Source organism: Paraburkholderia acidisoli (assembly GCF_009789675.1).
GTDB lineage: Bacteria > Pseudomonadota > Gammaproteobacteria > Burkholderiales > Burkholderiaceae > Paraburkholderia > Paraburkholderia acidisoli.
On record NZ_CP046913.1, the window covers coordinates 3,155,976 to 3,174,601 of the forward strand.

The 18,626-nt window shown below is 63.2% G+C and carries 17 protein-coding genes; all 17 read right to left on the minus strand.

Annotated features, from left to right (window positions below):
* Nucleotides 1-38: 38 nt before the first annotated feature.
* The 17 genes from atpG to FAZ98_RS14015 all read right to left on the minus strand — a co-directional run bounded on the left by atpG (nt 39) and on the right by FAZ98_RS14015 (nt 18,327).
* Complete coding sequence (gene atpG, locus FAZ98_RS13935) at nt 39-923, minus strand: F0F1 ATP synthase subunit gamma (protein WP_158951740.1); 885 nt, start codon at nt 921-923, stop codon at nt 39-41.
* Between the two features lie 91 nt (nt 924-1,014).
* On the minus strand, nt 1,015-2,556 hold the full coding sequence (atpA, locus tag FAZ98_RS13940) for a F0F1 ATP synthase subunit alpha (protein WP_158951741.1): 1,542 nt from the start codon (nt 2,554-2,556) through the stop codon (nt 1,015-1,017).
* A gap of 64 nt (nt 2,557-2,620) precedes the next feature.
* Nucleotides 2,621-3,160, minus strand: coding sequence for a F0F1 ATP synthase subunit delta (locus tag FAZ98_RS13945; protein WP_158951742.1), 540 nt, complete (start codon nt 3,158-3,160; stop codon nt 2,621-2,623).
* A gap of 2 nt (nt 3,161-3,162) precedes the next feature.
* A complete protein-coding gene (locus FAZ98_RS13950; protein ID WP_028213229.1) occupies nt 3,163-3,633 on the minus strand; it encodes a F0F1 ATP synthase subunit B in 471 nt (156 codons plus the stop codon).
* A 137-nt stretch (nt 3,634-3,770) separates the two neighbouring features.
* Nucleotides 3,771-4,040 (minus strand): F0F1 ATP synthase subunit C, encoded by a 270-nt coding sequence (gene atpE / locus FAZ98_RS13955; protein WP_028203308.1) that lies wholly within the window; start codon nt 4,038-4,040, stop codon nt 3,771-3,773.
* 74 nt (nt 4,041-4,114) lie between these two features.
* Nucleotides 4,115-4,966, minus strand: a complete 852-nt coding sequence (gene atpB, locus FAZ98_RS13960; RefSeq protein WP_158951743.1) for a F0F1 ATP synthase subunit A — start codon at nt 4,964-4,966, stop codon at nt 4,115-4,117.
* A 175-nt stretch (nt 4,967-5,141) separates the two neighbouring features.
* Nucleotides 5,142-5,735: an ATP synthase subunit I gene (locus FAZ98_RS13965; protein WP_158951744.1), complete on the minus strand. Its 594-nt coding sequence runs from the start codon at nt 5,733-5,735 to the stop codon at nt 5,142-5,144.
* A gap of 264 nt (nt 5,736-5,999) precedes the next feature.
* The gene (locus FAZ98_RS13970; RefSeq protein WP_199272338.1) at nt 6,000-7,106 is read right to left on the minus strand and encodes an SLC13 family permease; all 1,107 of its coding nucleotides are present in this window, start codon (nt 7,104-7,106) and stop codon (nt 6,000-6,002) included.
* An 83-nt stretch (nt 7,107-7,189) separates the two neighbouring features.
* The gene (locus tag FAZ98_RS13975) at nt 7,190-8,077 is read right to left on the minus strand and encodes a ParB/RepB/Spo0J family partition protein (protein WP_158951746.1); all 888 of its coding nucleotides are present in this window, start codon (nt 8,075-8,077) and stop codon (nt 7,190-7,192) included.
* Nucleotides 8,078-8,097: 20 nt separating this feature from the next.
* Entirely contained in the window at nt 8,098-8,868 is a 771-nt protein-coding gene (locus tag FAZ98_RS13980; protein ID WP_158951747.1) for a ParA family protein, read from the minus strand.
* A 101-nt stretch (nt 8,869-8,969) separates the two neighbouring features.
* The gene (gene rsmG / locus FAZ98_RS13985) at nt 8,970-9,668 is read right to left on the minus strand and encodes a 16S rRNA (guanine(527)-N(7))-methyltransferase RsmG (RefSeq protein ID WP_158951748.1); all 699 of its coding nucleotides are present in this window, start codon (nt 9,666-9,668) and stop codon (nt 8,970-8,972) included.
* A complete protein-coding gene (mnmG, locus tag FAZ98_RS13990; RefSeq protein WP_158951749.1) occupies nt 9,665-11,623 on the minus strand; it encodes a tRNA uridine-5-carboxymethylaminomethyl(34) synthesis enzyme MnmG in 1,959 nt (652 codons plus the stop codon). Before mnmG ends, rsmG begins: the two co-directional genes overlap by 4 nt.
* Nucleotides 11,624-11,815: 192 nt before the next feature.
* The gene (locus tag FAZ98_RS13995) at nt 11,816-12,565 is read right to left on the minus strand and encodes an ABC transporter ATP-binding protein (RefSeq protein ID WP_158951750.1); all 750 of its coding nucleotides are present in this window, start codon (nt 12,563-12,565) and stop codon (nt 11,816-11,818) included.
* Entirely contained in the window at nt 12,562-14,349 is a 1,788-nt protein-coding gene (locus FAZ98_RS14000) for a branched-chain amino acid ABC transporter ATP-binding protein/permease (protein ID WP_158951751.1), read from the minus strand. Before FAZ98_RS14000 ends, FAZ98_RS13995 begins: the two co-directional genes overlap by 4 nt.
* A 4-nt stretch (nt 14,350-14,353) precedes the next feature.
* Complete coding sequence (locus FAZ98_RS14005; protein ID WP_158951752.1) at nt 14,354-15,409, minus strand: branched-chain amino acid ABC transporter permease; 1,056 nt, start codon at nt 15,407-15,409, stop codon at nt 14,354-14,356.
* Nucleotides 15,410-15,648: 239 nt separating this feature from the next.
* Complete coding sequence (locus tag FAZ98_RS14010; protein ID WP_158951753.1) at nt 15,649-16,818, minus strand: ABC transporter substrate-binding protein; 1,170 nt, start codon at nt 16,816-16,818, stop codon at nt 15,649-15,651.
* Nucleotides 16,819-17,181: 363 nt separating this feature from the next.
* A complete protein-coding gene (locus tag FAZ98_RS14015; protein WP_407672064.1) occupies nt 17,182-18,327 on the minus strand; it encodes an ABC transporter substrate-binding protein in 1,146 nt (381 codons plus the stop codon).
* Between the last annotated feature and the right edge of the window lie 299 nt (nt 18,328-18,626).

The window sequence follows — 18,626 nt, forward strand, 5'->3', positions numbered from 1 at the left end:
CGCAATCGGTTCGCGCTCGTTGCGCCCTTAACGGGCGATCAAACGGCTGCTGCGCCGCCGACGATCTCCGACAGTTCCTTCGTGATCGCGGCCTGGCGGCTCTTGTTGTACGAGAGCTGCAGTTCGTTGATGACCGTCTTCGCGTTGTCCGACGCCGCCTTCATCGCGACCATACGTGCCGACTGCTCCGACGCCATGTTTTCCGCCACGGCCTGATAGACCAGAGCTTCGACATAACGGACCAGCAGTTCGTCCACGACGGTTTGCGCGTCCGGCTCGTAGATGTAGTCCCATTGCGACTTCGGCGTCGCGCCATCGTCCTCGCCGCCCACCAGGCGCTCGTTCGACAGCGGCAGCAACTGCTCGATCACCGGCTCCTGCTTCATCGTGTTGACGAAGCGCGTGTACGCCAGGTAGACCGCCGAAAGCTTGCCTTCCGAGTACTGGTCGAGCTGCACCTTGATGGCGCCGATCAGCTTCTCGAGATGCGGCGTGTCGCCGAGATGCACGACGTTCGAGACGACCTTCGCACGCAGACGGTTCAGGAAACCGAGGCCCTTGCTGCCGATCGCGGTTGCTTCGATCGACGTGCCGGATGCTTCCAGATCCTTGAACTTCTGCAGCGTCGCGCGCAGCACGTTGGTGTTCATCCCGCCGCACAGACCCTTGTCGGTCGTGACGAGAATCACGCCAGCGACCTTCGCACCGTCGTTTTCCGTCATGAACGGATGACGATACTCGGGGTTCGCACGGCTCATGTGCGCAGCGATGTCGCGGACCTTGTCGGCATACGGGCGGGCGGCGCGCATGCGCTCCTGGGCACGGCGCATTTTCGACGCCGCGACCATTTCCATCGCCTTGGTGATCTTGCGCGTGTTTTGCACGCTCTTGATCTTGCCGCGAATTTCCTTCATTCCAGCCATTGCTTGCTCCTCAATCGAAACGCGCGCCGCGTTTTTTACGACACGGCGCCGCGCTTCAATGTCCGTTTATCTGGGTTGATTCGCGGACGGATCAGTATGCGCCGGACTTCTTGAAGTCCTTGAGAGCGGCGTGAAGCGCGTTCTCGTCGTCCTTCGACAGGTCCTTCTTGTCCTCGATGCGCGCGACCAGGTCGGCGTGCTTCGACTTCAGGTATTCGCGCAGACCCTTTTCGAACGGCAGGACGTCGGAGACTTCGATGTCGTCGAGGTAACCGTTGTTCGCCGAGAACAGCGCGACGGCCAGTTCCCACACTTGCAGCGGCTGATACTGCGGCTGCTTGAGCAGTTCCGTCACGCGGCGGCCGCGCTCCAGCTGCTTGCGGGTGGCTTCGTCGAGGTCCGAAGCGAACTGCGCGAACGCAGCCAGCTCACGGTACTGCGCGAGGTCGGTACGGATACCGCCCGACAGCTTCTTCACGACCTTGGTCTGTGCCGCGCCGCCAACACGCGACACCGAAACGCCCGCGTTGATTGCCGGACGGATGCCCGCGTTGAAGAGGTCGGTTTCCAGGAAGATCTGGCCGTCGGTAATCGAGATCACGTTCGTCGGCACGAATGCCGTGACGTCGCCGGCTTGCGTTTCGATGATCGGCAGTGCCGTCAGCGAACCCGTCTTGCCCTTGACTTCACCGTTCGTGAACTTCTCGACGTAGTCGGCCGACACGCGTGCAGCGCGCTCGAGCAGACGCGAGTGGAGGTAGAACACGTCGCCGGGGTAAGCTTCGCGGCCCGGCGGGCGGCGCAGCAGCAGCGAGATCTGACGGTATGCCCAGGCTTGCTTGGTCAAATCGTCATAAATGATCAGGGCGTCTTGACCGCGGTCGCGGAAGTATTCGCCCATCGTGCAGCCGGCGTACGGCGCGAGGTACTGCAGCGCGGCCGATTCCGAAGCCGAAGCGGCCACGACGATCGTGTAGTCGATCGCGCCGGTTTCTTCGAGCTTGCGCAGCACGTTCTGGATCGACGAAGCCTTCTGACCGATGGCGACGTAGATACAGATCAGGTCCTTGCCCTTCTGGTTGATGATCGTGTCGACGGCCACCGCGGTCTTGCCGCACTGACGGTCGCCGATGATCAGCTCACGCTGGCCACGGCCGATCGGCACCATCGCGTCGATCGACTTCAGACCGGTTTGCACCGGCTGCGAGACGCCTTCGCGCCAGATCACGCCCGGAGCGATCTTTTCGATCGCGTCGGTCATCTTGGCGTTGACCGGGCCCTTGCCGTCGATCGGGTTGCCGAGCGGATCGACCACGCGGCCGATGAGTTCGGGACCAACCGGCACTTCGAGAATGCGGCCCGTCGTCTTGACGATGTCGCCTTCCGAGATGTGTTCGTATTCGCCGAGAATCACGGCGCCGACCGAATCGCGCTCGAGGTTCAGCGCGAGGCCGAACGTGTTGCCCGGGAATTCGAGCATTTCGCCCTGCATCACGTCCGACAGACCGTGAATGCGCACGATACCGTCGGTCACGGAGATCACGGTGCCCTGGTTGCGAACGTCCGCGCTCGCTTCAAGGCCCTGGATCCGGCTCTTGATCAGCTCGCTGATCTCAGAGGGATTGAGTTGCATTATTCGCTCCTGATGTTCAATTCTGTTGCGTGCCAGCCGCGGCGCCCGATCGTGATCGGGGCGCTCAGGCGGTCAGAGCCGTCTGCATGCTGGCAAGCCGCGCGCGGACCGAGGTATCGAGCACTTCGTCGCCGACCGTCACGCGCACGCCGCCGATCAGCGACTTGTCGACTTCGACGGTGGGCTTCAGCTTGCATTTGAACTTGCGTTCGAGACTGGCGACGAGCTCGTTCAGTTGCTCGCCTTCGAGCGCAAACGCGCTGACGATCAGCGCGTCGGCGGCGCCTGCCTTGGCGTTCTTGAGCGCTTCGAACTGTGCGTGAATTTCCGGCAGCAGTTCCAGACGGTGATTGGCGATCAGCATCTGCACGAGGTTCTTCGCCTCGGGCGTATCCTTGAGCGGGGACTTCACCGCCGCGAGCAGCAGCTCGACGACCTGGGCATGGCTCACCTTCGGGCTCGACGCGACCGAGGCCACTTCGGGCAAGGCCGCAACCTGTGCCAGTTCCGCGACGAGCGTGGACCAGGCAGCGACGTCACCAGCTTCAGCCACGCCGAACAGCGCTTCTGCGTACGGGCGGGCGATGGTTGCAAGTTCGGCCATGATCAGAGCTCGGCTTTCAGTTGATTCAGCAGTTCGGCATGCGCCGACTGATCGACTTCACGCTTCAGGATCTGCTCGGCACCTTGCACAGCGAGCGCCGCGACTTCGGCGCGCAGTGCTTCGCGTGCCTTGACGACCTGCTGGTCGGCGTCGGCCTTCGCTTGAGCGATGATGCGCGCCGCTTCCGCGTGCGCCTGAGCCTTGATTTCTTCGGCGACGGCCAGAGCGCGCTTTTCAGCGTCGGCGATACGGCTTTGACCCTCGTTACGGGCCGTAGCGAGTTCTTCGCCAACGCGCTTGTGCGCGGCTTCGAGTTCCGCCTTGCCCTTTTCCGCAGCGGCCAGGCCGTCTGCGATCTTCTTCGAGCGCTCGTCGAGGGCGTTGATCAGCGGCGGCCACACGAATTTCATCGTGAACCACGCGAGGATCAGGAACACGACCATTTGCGCAAACAGGGTTGCGTTGAGATTCACGGTGTTTCCTTAAACGTTGCTATTCCGGGGAATTGAAACGGCAAGGCGCTCATCGGTCGAAAAACTCGAAGAGCGCCAGCACCCGTTCCGCCCTGCGCCCACCTCATTTATAGGTCAGGCGCAACTTTCCTGGGAACTCAGCCCGCGAGCTTCGAGAGCAGCGGGTTAGCGAACGCGAACAGCATTGCAACACCAACGCCAATCAGGAACGCTGCGTCGATCAGACCAGCCAGCAGGAACATCTTCGTTTGCAGCGGGTTCATCAGCTCAGGCTGACGTGCGCACGCTTCGATGTACTTACCGCCCATCAGGCCGATACCGATACAGGCGCCGATTGCACCCAGGCCGATGATGATGCCGATACCGATGGCCGTGAAACCCTGGATGTTGGCGATGAAAGCTTGCATGATCACTCCTTTGTGAGATTTTCTGGAACTGGGGATTTGAAACTTAAAACTGCAATTCTGGGTTCGACAGCCGCTTAGTGGCTGTCGTGTGCCTGGCCGATATACACCAGCGTCAGCATCATGAAAATGAACGCCTGCAGCAGAACGATCAGAATGTGGAAGATCGCCCAGACGCTGCCTGCAATCACATGGCCGATGAAGCCAAGCACCGTCGTGTCCGCGCCGAAGGTCCACAGACTGCCCAGCAGGGCGATCAGCAGGAACAGCAGTTCGCCGGCATACATGTTGCCGAACAACCGCAGCGCAAGCGAAACCGTCTTAGCGACGAACTCGATGATGTTGAGTGCAAGGTTCGGGATCCACAGCAGCGGATGCGAGCCGAACGGAGCCGAGAGCAGTTCGTGAACGAAGCCGCCCGCGCCCTTGATCTTGAAGTTGTAGTAGATCATCAGCACGAACACGCCGAGCGCGATACCGAACGTGCCGTTGAGGTCGGCGGTCGGCACGATGCGCTGGTGCGGGAGCGCTTCCGAGAGACCGAGCCAGCCGATCACGCGGCCCGGCAGGTCGACGGGGATGAAGTCGAGCGAGTTCATGAGCGCGACCCAGACGAACACGGTCAGCGCGAGCGGCGCGATGAATTTACGGTTGCCGTGGATGATGGACTTCGACTGGTCTTCGACCAGTTCGACGAGCATCTCGACCGCGCACTGGAAGCGGCCCGGCACGCCCGAAGTGGCGCCGCGCGCCGCGATGCGCAGCAGGAAGATGGTCACGAGGCCGCAGAGAATCGACCAGAACAGCGTGTCGATGTTCCAGACGTGAAAGTCGACGATCGACGTCTGATGCGAGGTGGAAAAGTTCTGCAAGTGGTGCGCAATGTACTCGGACGGATCCAGAGCGCGCGTTCCTTCGCTAGCTGCCATATCGTTAAAGCCACCCAAATTGTCGAAAATCGTTTCGGCCGTTCCCGCCGCAATACGCTATTGCGGGAACACGCCGCCGCGGATCGTGTCTATCTGCTACGCATCGGCCAGCTGGTTCGCTTCCATCGCCTCGACGCCTGCGTCTCGTTGAGACCGGCGGCGCGATGTAGGCAAATCAGCGCCACGCGAGCGCGATCCAATATGTCTTCAGTGCGATCAGGTACGTGATGAGCAACGGAATCCATTGCACCTCGTGATACCCGAACGCGATGGCGACGAACATCGCAATCGTCACCCCCATCTTCACCGCTTCGCCAAGCACCCAGTTGAACACGGTGCCGGCACGACTCAACTGCTTGAGGCGCGCCGCAAACAGCGCGCCAGGTAACCAGCAGATCGCTCCGCCCAAAAACGCCGAAAGCGGCACGCCCGACGCAGCAACCCCCGGCGGCTTATAAAACAGCCACCACGCCAACGTTGCAACCAGGGACAAAACCACTTGCGCTGCCACGACCCGGAATGGCGTGACCCGCGATGGGCGACTCACCTGCGCGCCAAAGAGCTGCTCGGCTTCGGTGCGGGTAAGTGGAACGATGTCGTTGTTTTCTTGCTGGCTGGCGTCCAGCTCATCCCAGCGGGCGTTGTGATCGACACGCCCGGTCTCGTTTGCCGCTTCATCCTGCCCCCGGCGGGATGCAGCAGTCGCGCCCGGCGGAACATCGGGCCCTTCATGCGCCTGCGGCGCTTCGTCTGGCCTCTGACCCACCATCGCTTCTTCCGGAATTTTGCCTTGCGCGTGCGTTATTACAACGCACTTACAACATCGCCAACCAAATAAATCCGGGCGATTGTAAGCGATAGTTGCAGGCAATTCAAGACTTTAGGCCGTTCAATAAGACCTGTGAAATGCGGCTCCATGATACGAAAAAGTCGCCGCCGCGAGCGCGTTGTCGGGAACTGTAAGGGAGCGTTTTATGAAGAACGTAAAGGGCCGAAAACCGAAGTCGATCCGATACTTATGATGCCTTTCGCATCAGAAAAAATGCAGCAGCAACGCCCCGCCCGCACCCGCCACGATCCAGAACGGCACCGAAACGAGGTGAAACGGCCCCCAAACGCCGCGTTCTTCCGCGAGGCGCACGGCAATGAGGTTCGCAAGCGAGCCGATCGCCACGCCGAAGCCGCCCACGCTCACACCGAACGCCAGTGCGCGCCAGTCGTGCGTGAAGTTCGCGAGCACGATCGCGGCCGGAACGTTGCTGATTCCCTGCGACAGAACCGCCCCTGCGACGAAAGCACGCAGGGGCGTTTGCAGCGAGAGCGCGGCGAGCGCCTGATGAATCGACGGTTGCGCGGCCACGCTGCGCAGCACGATGAACATCAGCACGAAGATGAGCAGCAACAGCCAGTCGATCTTCAGGACGATGCGCGCGCGCCACAGCAGGAAGCCCGCGCCAACGCCGGCGAGCGCGATGCCCGCGTGATGCGCATCGGCGAGCGTGACGAACGCGACGAACAACACGGCGGCCACGCCGGCAAGCGTGCGGTCCACGCCATGGGGCTCGCTGTCTTTCGACAGATCGAGCTCACGCGGCTTGAACATCACGGCCGTGAGCGCGACCAGCATCGCCATCAACATCGCGCACAACGGCGCGAGCGCAACGACGAACGCGCCGAACGACGCACCGCTCACTTGCCAGAGAAAGAGATTTTGGGGATTGCCGAGCGGCGTGAGCACCGAGCCCGCATTCACCGCGAGCGCGATGACGATCACGAGCCGCTTGAGCGGTAGCGGCGTGAGCTTGTGCAGCGAAAGCACGAGCGGCACGACGACGAATAGCGCGACGTCGTTGGTCACGACGGTCGAGAGCGCCGCGGCCAGCGCGACGAGCAGGAGCGCGAGGCTGCGCTCCGAGCGGATGTGATGCACGACCTTGTGCGCGAGCCAGGTCAGGAGTCCTGAATATTCGATGGCCTTGGTGAGAATCAGCAGACCCGCAAGCGTCATTACCGTTTGCCAGTCGACCAGCGACGGCAGCTTCGCGAGCGGCTGCGGCGCCACGATCTCCAGCACGACAAGCGCCACGACGAGGATCGCCAGCACGGGCTCCGACGCGATTCCCCTGGCAACGCGGCGCAGAAGACTGACGGGCTCGTTCGCGCCCGACGCGGGTTCGCGCACGGCCACTCAGGCGACCGCGCTCAGGTTCATGGCCGCGCGCATCAGGCAGCCGCTTCGCCGCGCAGGCGTAGCAGGATGCCCTCGAGTGCGTCGAGATCGCCGAAGTCGACGGTGAGCTGCCCTCGCCCGCGACGGCCGACCTTGATCTTCACGGTGGCGGCGAGCAGATCGGACAATTCCTCTTCGAGACGGCGCGTGTCGCGGCCGCCATCGTGCGCGGCCTTGGCCTTCACGGCGGGCGCTGCCTTGGTGGTCGCCGAAACGAGCTTCTCGGTTTCACGCACCGACATGCGCTTGTTGACCACTTGATTCGCGAGCGCGATCTGCGTGGCGGCGTCGACCGCGAGTAGCGCGCGCGCGTGGCCCATGTCGAGATCGCCGGCCAGCAGCATGGTCTGCACAGGCGCCGCGAGATTGAGCAGACGCAGCAGGTTCGACACCGCGCTGCGCGAACGCCCCACCGACTCCGCAGCCTGTTCGTGCGTGAAATTGAACTCGTCGAGCAGGCGCTGGATGCCCTGCGCCTCTTCGAGCGGATTGAGGTCCTCGCGCTGAATGTTCTCGATCAGCGCCATCGCGGCGGCAGCCTGGTCGGGCACGTCCTTCACGAGCACCGGCACCTCGGTGAGCCCCGCGAGATTGGCCGCGCGGAAACGCCGCTCGCCCGCGATGATTTCGTAGCGTCCCGGTGCGATCGGGCGCACCAGAATCGGCTGCATCAAACCCTGCGCGCGAATGCTCGCGGCGAGTTCCTGCAGCGCCCCCTCGTCCATGCGCGTGCGCGGCTGATACTTGCCGGCCTGCATCACCGTGAGCGGCAGCGTGTTCGGCGCGCCCTCGATCTTCACCGCCTCGGTAATGTCCGCGCTGCCGCCGAGCAATGCTTCGAGCCCGCGGCCCAGTCCCTTCTTCCGTGCTACTGCGTTCATCGTGCTTCCCCAGTCTCTCGTCAGAGTGCGCGCACGCGCTCGATCATTTCCGCGCCGAATTGCACATACGCCTGCGCGCCACGCGAGGCGCGATCGAACACCACGCCCGGCAGGCCATAGCTCGGCGCTTCCGCGAGCCGGACATTGCGCGGGATCACGGCGTCGAACACCTTGTCGCCGAAATGCTCCTTCAACTGCTCGGAGACCTGCTGCTGCAGCGTGATGCGCGGATCGAACATCACGCGCAGCAAGCCGATCACCTTCAGCTCGCGATTCATGTTCGCGTGCACCTGCTTGATCGTATTGACGAGATCCGACAGCCCTTCGAGCGCGAAGTACTCGCACTGCATCGGGATCACCACACCATGCGCCGCGCACAGGCCATTGAGCGTGAGCAGCGAGAGCGCCGGCGGGCAATCGATCAGCACGAAATCGTATTGATCGTCGACTTCGGCCAGCGCACTTTTCAGGCGGCGTTCGCGATGCTCGACGCTCACGAGCTCGACTTCGGCGCCGGCGAGTTCGCGGTTGGCCGGCAGCACGTCATAGTCGAGCGACTCGGGACGCGTGCGTGCGTCGGTCACGGCGACGCCGTCCACGAGCACTTCGTACACCGTGTTTTCGCAGGCGGCTTTGTCGATGCCGCTGCCCATCGTGGCATTGCCTTGCGGATCGAGGTCGATGAGAAGGACACGTTGGCCCTGCGATGCGAGGCTCGCGGCGAGATTGACCGTTGTCGTCGTCTTGCCGACGCCGCCCTTCTGGTTCGCAACGCAGAAGATTTTTGCCATCTTTCAGGTGTCCCTTTTTACTGCCTTAAATGTTTGCTGACTTTATGACGCGCCAGAGCGGCGCGCCATTCGGCTGATCGGCCAACGTTCGCGAAGCGCGGTTAGCTCGCGGCGACCGGTTCGACCGTGACTTCGGTGAGGTGACGCTCGGCTTCGAGCATCGGTACTTCGAGACGTATCGTGCGCAGCGCCTGGGCGCCTTCCGGCAAACGCTCGATCTCGCCGTCCGGGCGCACGCCCTTCATCGCCCAGATCGCGCCGCCGTCCGCAACGAGATGCCGGGCCAGTGTAACGAAATCGGAGAGTTCCGCGAATGCCCGCGAGACGATCAGATCGAATTTTTTCGGCACTTCCACGCCTGGGCGCAGCGACTCGACCCGTCCCGTCACCACCGAGAGGTTGGCGAGGCCCAGTTCAGCCTTGGCCTGCGACTGAAACGCCGACTTCTTTTGCACGATGTCGTTGAGCGTGACCTGCCAGTCCGGCCGCACGATGGCGAGCACGATACCGGGCAAACCGCCGCCCGACCCGACGTCGAGCACGGCGGCGTCGGCGCGTGCGGGCAAATGCGGCAAGATCGACAGGGAATCGAGAATGTGCTGAATCAGCATCTGGCGCGGATCGCGAATGGCCGTCAGGTTATACACGGCATTCCACTTCGCGAGCAGCGCCACGTAGTCGAGCAATTGCGTGTGCTGACGCGCATTCAATTCCACGTGAAGCGCCTTGGCGCCCTCTTCCAGCAAACGGCCCAAGGCTTCGCGATCGGCGATACCCGGCTGACGTGCGCGGCCCGTCATTGCGTCACCGGCGTCGAGTCGGCACTGGCGTCGCCAGTGTTGGGACGACGGCGGCCGAGTCCACGCTTGAGATGCACCATCAGCAACGAAATCGCAGCCGGCGTGATGCCCGAGATCCGCGACGCCTGGCCGATGGTTTCCGGCCGGAACTGGCTCAACTTCTGGCGCGCTTCGAACGACAAGCCCCGCACTTCGGCGTAGTCGATACCCTCGGGCAGGCGCGTGTTCTCGTGAGCACCATTGCGCTCGATCTCGTCGGCCTGGCGGTCGATATAACCTTGATACTTCACGCCAATCTCGATCTGCTCCTTGATCTGCTCGAGCAGGATGGTGTCGTCGGCGAGCGGCGCATCGGGAGCACACGCGCCTTCGCGCAAGCTGCACACGCCGTCGTAGGTCACGCCAGGACGGCGCAACAGATCGGCGAGATTGTACTCACGATCGATCCCCTTACCCAGCACGGCAGTCGCCTCGTCGACGGAAAGCGTTTTGGGGTTCACCCATGTGGACTTCAGGCGTTCGGTTTCACGTGAAACAGCGTCGCGTTTGCGGCTGAAGGCATCCCAGCGTGCGTCGTCAACAACGCCAAGCTCGCGGCCAATCTCCGTCAGACGCATATCGGCATTATCTTCACGCAGGCTCAGCCGGTACTCCGCGCGGCTCGTGAACATGCGATACGGCTCCGACACGCCGCGCGTCACCAGATCGTCGACGAGCACGCCCAGATAGGCTTGATCGCGGCGCGGGCACCATGCTTCCTTGCCCTGCACTTGCAGACCCGCATTGATGCCGGCCAGCAACCCTTGCGCGGCCGCCTCTTCATAGCCGGTCGTGCCATTGATCTGGCCCGCGAAAAACAGACCGCTGATCGCCTTCGTTTCCAGCGATGCCTTGAGCCCGCGCGGATCGAAATAGTCGTATTCGATCGCATAGCCCGGCCGCAGGATGTGCGCGTGTTCCAGACCGCGCATCGAGTGCACGAGGTCCAGTTGCACGTCGAATGGCAGACTCGTCGAGATCCCGTTCGGGTAAAACTCGTTGGTGGTCAGACCTTCCGGTTCGAGGTAGATCTGATGCGATTCCTTCGAGGCGAAACGGTGGATCTTGTCCTCGATCGACGGGCAATAGCGCGGCCCCACGCCTTCGATCACGCCCGTGTACATCGGCGACCGGTCGAGACCGCTGCGGATGATGTCGTGCGTGCGCTCGTTGGTGTGCGTGACCCAGCACGGAATCTGGCGCGGATGCTGCTCGGCGCGCCCAAGGAACGAGAATACCGGCACCGGATCGAGATCGCCCGGCTGCTCTTCGAGCACGGAAAAGTCGATGGAACGGCCGTCGATACGCGGCGGCGTGCCGGTCTTGAGGCGTCCCTGAGGCAGCTTGAGTTCCTTGAGGCGCGACGACAACGTTACGGCAGCGGGATCGCCCGCGCGGCCGCCCGTGTAGTTATTGAGGCCCACGTGAATCTTGCCGTCGAGGAACGTGCCCGCCGTCAGCACGACCGCGCGACTGCGGAAGCGAATTCCGACCTGCGTCACGGCGCCGACGACACGGTCGCCTTCCACCATCAGATCTTCGACAGCCTGCTGGAACAGCCAAAGATTCGGCTGATTTTCGAGACGACTGCGAATCGCCGCCTTGTAGAGAATGCGGTCGGCCTGCGCGCGTGTGGCGCGAACCGCGGGGCCCTTCGACGAATTGAGGATGCGGAACTGAATGCCGCCCTCGTCCGTCGCGGCAGCCATCGCACCGCCCAAGGCATCGACTTCCTTGACCAGATGGCCCTTGCCAATACCGCCAATCGACGGATTGCAGCTCATCTGGCCGAGCGTTTCGATGTTATGGGTGAGCAACAGCGTCTTGTTGCCCATGCGGGCGGCAGCAAGCGCGGCCTCGGTGCCGGCATGGCCGCCGCCGACAACGATTACGTCAAACTCTGTGGGATAAAGCATGGCGGGACCTCACGCATGATCGGAAATCGACCGCGTGAGCCTTCTCTAGAAAAGTGGTATGCGCGAATTATAACGGTTTCGCGTTTTGGACCGTTCACACCCGAATTTCGTTCGTCGATAAAAACTGATGCGCAAAGAAAAAGCGGCGTGTTTCACGTGAAACACGCCGCTTGTATGTAGCCAGCTAACCCATCAAACCGGCTTTTTTGCCAAGCCCAGATAGGTTTCGATAACGCGAGGGTTTTGCGCCAGATCGTTTGCTGGCCCTTCCAAAGCCAGATCGCCAGTTTCCAGCACGTAGCCGTAATCGGAGATTTGCAGCGCCGCGCGTGCGTTCTGCTCAATCAGCAGCGTTGCCACGCCCGTTTGGCGCAACGCGCTAATGATGTGGAAGATCTCCTTCACGATCAAAGGCGCGAGCCCGAGGCTCGGCTCATCCAGCATCAGCAAGTCGGGTTTGCCCATCAGCGCGCGGCCCACGGCCAGCATTTGCCGCTCGCCGCCCGAGAGCGTACCGGCGGCCTGCGCACGCCGTTCCTTCAAGCGCGGAAACAGCGCAAACACGGGCTCAAGCTGATCGAGAAAATTACGCTCCCCCGCCCGCTTGCGCCGATACGCGCCGAGCACGAGATTGTCCTCGACCGACATCGAGGCGAACAACTCGCGCTTTTCCGGCACAAGACACATGCCCCGCGCCACGCGGCGCTCGATCGGCTGCGCGCCCACCTCTTCGCCGAGATAGGCGATGCGGCCGCTGGCATGGCCCGTGACCGGCAACGCACCCATGATGGCGTTGAGCAGCGTGGACTTGCCCGCGCCGTTGGGCCCGATCACCGAGACAATCTGCCCTTTGCCCACTTTGATCGCGGCATGGTGCAGCGCCTCGATCTTGCCGTAGCGAACCGCGAGGTTCGAGACTTCCAGAACCGGCGTCGTCATCATTCCACCCCGCCCAGGTACGCTTCGAGCACAGCCGGATCCTTCTGCACGTCGGCGGGCAAGCCTTCCGCGATGCGCGTACCAAACTCCATCACCACCAGTCGATCGGTGAGATTCATCACGAAATCCATGTCGTGTTCGACGAGCAGCACGCTCATCCCCTCTTCCCGCAGCCGGCGCAGCAATGCCGCCAGTTGCTGCTTTTCCTGATACCGCAGGCCGGCCGCCGGTTCGTCGAGCAACAGCAAGGTTGGATCGCAACACAGTGCGCGCGCGATCTCCAGAATCCGCTGCTGACCGAGTGCGAGGCTGCCCGCTTCGTCGTACATATGCTGCTCGAGGCCCACGCGCTCGAGCTGCTTCGCCGCTTCGCTCATGAGGCGGCCTTCCTCGGTCGCATTGAGCTTGGCAACGCTGCGCAGCACGCCCGCATGACCACGCAGGTGCGCGCCGATGGCGACGTTCTCCAGCACCGTCATCGTCGGCAGCAGCTTGACGTGCTGGAACGTGCGGCCAATGCCGCGCGAGACGATTTCACGTGAAGTGAGCCGGTCGATGCGCTCGCCGCGGAACGTGATCTCGCCGCTGGTTGGTTGGAGCACGCCGGTCACGAGATTGAACGTGGTCGATTTGCCTGCGCCGTTCGGACCGATCAGACCGATGATCTGGCCCGCCTTCACCTCGAAACTCACATCGTTCACCGCCACGAGACCGCCGAACTGCTTGCGTGCCTTGTTCACGGTGAGCAGCATCTCGCCCGCGGAAGGCTTGCTGCGCTGCGGCAACGCCTCGGCGTTCGCGGGCACGTGTGCCTGCGGGCCGCGTGGGAAAAAGCGCGCCACGAACGGCCAGACGCCGCGTCGCGCGTATTGCAGCAGCAGCACCATCAAGATGCCGAACACGATGATTTCGAAGTTGCCGTTCTCGCCGAGCAGCTTCGGCAACAGCGTCTGCAGCCAGTCTTGCAGAACCGTAAGAATCGCGGCGCCCAGCACCGCGCCCCAAACGTGCGCCACGCCGCCCACCACGGCCATGAACAGATACTCGATGCCGTGATTGAGGCCGAACGGCGTCGGGTTCACGGCGCGCTGCAAATGCGCGTAGAGGAAGCCCGACACGGCCGCGAGCACGGCCGCGTAGACGAAGATCACCACGCGCATCCACGCGGTGTTCACGCCCATTGCCTCGGCCATCAGCCCACCGCCGCGCAGCGCGCGGATCGCCCGGCCCATGCGGCTGTTGAGCAGGTTCTGCACCGAGATCACCGAAGCGAGCACCACGACCCAGATCAGGTAGTAGATGTGCCGCCCTGTTTCCAGATCGATACCGAGCACGTTGAGCACCGGAATGCCGTTGATGCCGTCGTACTTGCCGAGCATATCGAGATTGCCGAACAGGAAGAACAGCGCGAGGCCCCAGGCGATCGTGCCGAGCGGCAGAAAGTGCCCCGAGAGCCGCATCGTGACGAGCCCCAGCACCAGCGCCACGAGCCCGGTGATGACCACGCCGACGATCAGCGCGAGCCACGGCGAGACGCCGTATTGCGTCGTCAGATAAGCGGTCGCATAGGCGCCCAGACCGACGAACGCGGCCTGCCCGAAGCTCGTCATCCCGCCGATCCCGGTGAGCAGCACGAGGCCGATCGCGACGATCGAATAGAGGCCGATGTAGTTGAGCAGCGTGATCCAGTATTCGGGGATATGCACCGGCTGCGGTAGCACCGGCAGCGCGAACATCACCACGAGGAACAGCCAGAAGAAGCGGTTGTGCATGACGAATCGTTTCATCGCGTCACTCCTCTTCCTCTTCGGCGTGCGGCGAGGAAAGACTGCGCCACAGCAGCACGGGGATGATCAGCGTGAACACGATCACTTCCTTGTAAGAGCTTGCCCAGAACGACGAATACGACTCCAGCAGGCCCACGAGCACCGAGCCGGCGGCAGCCAGTGGGTAGCTCACCAGACCGCCGATGATGGCGCCCACGAAGCCCTTGAGGCCGATCAGGAAGCCCGAGTCGTAGTAGATGGTCGTGAGCGGCGCGACCAGAATGCCGCACAGCGCGCCGAGCCCCGCGGCCAGCGTGAACGCGAGCCGCCCGGCCTGGGTCGTGCCGATGCCGACGAGCCGCGCGCCCAGCCGGTTCACCGAGGTCGCGCGCAACGCCTTGCCCGAGATCGTGCGGTCGAAATACAGGTAGAGCGCGACGATCAGCACGGCCGCCGTGCCGATCACCCAGAGGCTCTGCCCCGAGATCGACAGGCTGCCGAGGTTGAACGTGGCGTCGGAGAACGCGTTCGTGCGCGAGCCTTCCGCGCCGAACATCACGAGCCCGAGGCCTACCATCGCGAAGTGCACCGCCACCGCCACGATCAACAGCAGCAGCGTGGTGGCCTCCGCGATCGGCTCATAGGCGAGCCGGTAGACGAACGGTCCCATCGGCACGACGATCGCGAGCGTCAGCGCGATCTGCGCGAGCATCGGCATGGGCTGCGCCGCCACGCCGCGCGTGAGCGCATAAACGGCGATCGGGAACAGCAGATATCGGCCCGCGAGCGAGACGAGCGTGCGCGCCGCGTGCTTGCGCCGTTCGGCATGACGCACGAGCCCCGCTGCCTCGACGACGAAACACGCCGCACCGAGCGCGACGAGCAGCCAGCAGGTGGCCGGAAACTTCTGCGATTGCAGCGCGGCGAGCGTGAGCGCGCCGTACGATACAAACTCGCCCTGCGGAATGAAGATCACGCGCGTGACGGAAAACACCAGCACCAATGCGAGCGCGAGCAGCGCATAGATCGCACCGGTGGTGATGCCGTCCTGCGCGAGGATCGCGGCGATCGATAAATCCATACTCCCCTCTTCCTGAGACCCCGAAAACAGCGAACCTCGAGCGACGAACCCGCGAACGCCGGGCGGCCGGTCGATGTGTGTGGCAAGACCGATGCGCGTGCATCGATCGTGATTGTGAGTGGCCAGAATGACGCGCGCTCGATCACGTAACTGCGGCGTGAAAGAGGCGCGTCCGTTGCCGCGATGTTTCACGGGAAAACGCCGCGCATGACACGCCGCGCTTTCCCGCCTTCAGCGCGTTACTCGCTTTGCAGCTTCCACTTGTTGTCGACGATTTCGACGATCACGCGTGCGCGCTCGTCGAGGCCGTTATGGTTGGTCGGCGTGGTATTCATGATGCCGTGCGAGAGCGGCAGCTCCTTCACGTTTTCGAGTGCGCCGCGCAGCGCCACACGGAACGCCTCGGTGCCCGGCTCGCCCGCCTTGAGCGCAACGGGAATGGCGCGCGCGAGCATCTGGCCCGCGTCCCAGGCGTGACCGCCGAAGGTCGCCACCGAGCCCGCGCCATACGCCTTTTCGTAGGCCGACTTGTAGGCGAGCGCCGACTTCTTCACCGGGTTCGAATCGGGCAGTTGATCGGCCACGAGGATCGGGCCGGCCGGCAGCAGCTCGCCTTCGCAATCCTTGCCGCAAACGCGCAGGAAGTCGTTGTTGGCGACGCCGTGCGTCTGATAGATCTTGCCCTTGTAGCCGCGATCCTTGAGCGTGGTCGCGGGCAGCGCCGAAGGCGTGCCCGAGCCGGCGATCAGCACCGCGTCCGGGTTCGCCGACATCAGCTTGAGCGCCTGGCCCGTCACCGAAGAATCGGTGCGGTTATAGCGTTCGTTCGCGACGATCTTGAGGTTGTGCTTCGCGGCCGCGGCGCTGAATTCCTTGTACCAGCTGTCGCCGTAGGCATCCGTGAAGCCAATGAAGCCCACGGTCTTCACGCCGTGCTTCTCCATGTAGGTGGCGAGCGCGTCGGCCATCAGGCTGTCGTTCTGCGGCGTCTTGAAGGCCCATTGGCGCTTGGCGTCCATCGGCTCGACGATCGCGGCGGAGGCCGCGAGCGAGATCATCGGCGTCTTGCCTTGCGAGACCACGTCGAGCATGGCGAGCGAGTTCGGCGTGACCGACGAGCCGATGATCGCGTCCACGTGGTCCTCGTCGATCAGCTTGTGCGTGTTCTGCACGGCCTTGCTTGTGTCGGAGGCGTCGTCGAGCACGATGTACTGCACGCTCTTGCCCGCGATCTCCTTGGGCAGCAGCGCGATCGTGTTCTTTTCCGGAATGCCGAGCGACGCCGCCGGCCCCGTGGCCGAAAGCGTTACGCCGATCTTCACCTGCGCGGCGGCAAGGCCCGCCGTGCCCATCAACGCCGCTGCGAGTCCGGCGCTAATCGACCTCAAAACCCATTGCTTCGTTTTCATTGCGCGTCTCCAAACGCTTTGTCTGCGTGTTTTTGCGTGTTCTCAAAATGACCCGGCGCCGATCGCTACGATGTTCGTAAAAAAACCGGCGCAGGCCTTTGAGTGTAGTAACCGGCATCGTGCGTGTGATGCATGGTTTTCCCTGCCTGCGGCGCTGCACAAGCCACCGCTGAACCTTGCAATTCGCGCGCACCTGCCGCTTTTATCGACTACTCGCTGCTGCTTCTTGATGCGGTGTTCTACTGCGTTTTCCACTGCTGTTTTTTACTACCCGACACTTCGCGAATCCGTTGCGTCGGCAACAAAAAAGGCACCTCGTTCGAGCGTGCCTTGTTGGTGTGCCGTGTGCGCCTCACATCGCGCTCAATCGCCCGCAAGCTTCCACTTGCCGCCGACGATTTCCACCATCACGCGGGCCCGCTGGTCGAGGCCCGCATGGTCGGTCGCGCTCATGTTGAAGATGCCGTGCGCGCCCGCCACGTCGTGCGAGTTCTCGAGCGCCGCGCGCAATGCGTCGCGGAACGCTTTGGAGCCCGGCTGACCGGCCTTCAGGGCGACGGGAACGGCGTGCTGGAGCAGCAGGCCCGCGTCCCACGCATGGCCGCCAAACGTCGAAATAGAGCCCGCGCCGTAGGCTTTTTCGTACGCGGCTTTATAAGCGAGCGCCGATTGCTTGACGGGATTCGAATCGGGCAATTGATCGGCGACGAGCAGCGGACCGGCCGGCAGATACGTGCCCTCGCAATCCTTGCCGCACACGCGCAGGAAGTCGTTGTTGGCGACGCCGTGCGTCTGGTAGTACTTGCCCGTGTAGCCGCGCTCGCGCAGCGTCTTCTGCGGCAGCGCCGCCGGCGTGCCCGCGCCCGCGATCAGCACGGCGTCGGGATGCTGCGAGATCATCTTGAGCACCTGGCCCGTGACCGAGGCGTCGTTGCGCGCGAAGCGCTCATTGGCGACGATCCTGATGTTGGCCTTGGTGGCCGCGGCGCCGAACTCCTTGTACCAGCTCTCGCCGTAGGCGTCCGAGAAGCCGATGAAGGCCACCGTCTTCACGCCGTGCGCGGCCATGTGCTGGGCGATGGCGCCGGCCATCAACTGGTCGTTCTGCGGCGTCTTGAACACCCAGGCGCGCTTCGCGTCCATGGGTTCGACGATCGGGGCCGCGGCGGCCATCGAGATCATCGGCGTGGAGGTTTCGGCGGCAACGTCGATCATGGCGAGCGAGTTGGGCACGACGGTCGAACCCAGGATCGCGTCGACGTGATCCTCGCTCGTGAGCTTGCGCGCGTTCTTCACGGCCTGGGTGGAGTCGGTGGCGTCGTCTAGCACGATGTAGTCGACCTTCTGCCCCGCCACTTCCTTCGGCAACAGCGCCACCGTGTTCTTCTCGGGAATGCCGAGCGACGCCGCCGGGCCCGTGGCCGAAAGCGTCACGCCGATCTTCACGTCTGCATATGCGCTGCCGGCCGTTGCCGCGAGCACCCCGGTCGCGACGCATGCCGCCCCCATCCAACGCCAAACCAACTGCATCTCCACTCCTTCGATAATCGTTCTGTTTATTGCCGCGAATCGCGCGGCACACCGGTTCCGCCCGGCCGCTCGAACGGCGGCCTGAAAGCGATAAACGCTTGCGGAAAATCAACGCGAAAACGCTGACCGTGTGGTCGGTGAATGGCGAGTGTAGCGGCGCGTGTATTCGAATGGCAAGCGCTTTCCATACGCTTACAACAACGCAAATGGCATGAATGCAACGCGTAACGCAGGAACGCTTGCGGGGCGGTCCGGGAACCGGTTTGGGCGGCGAATTG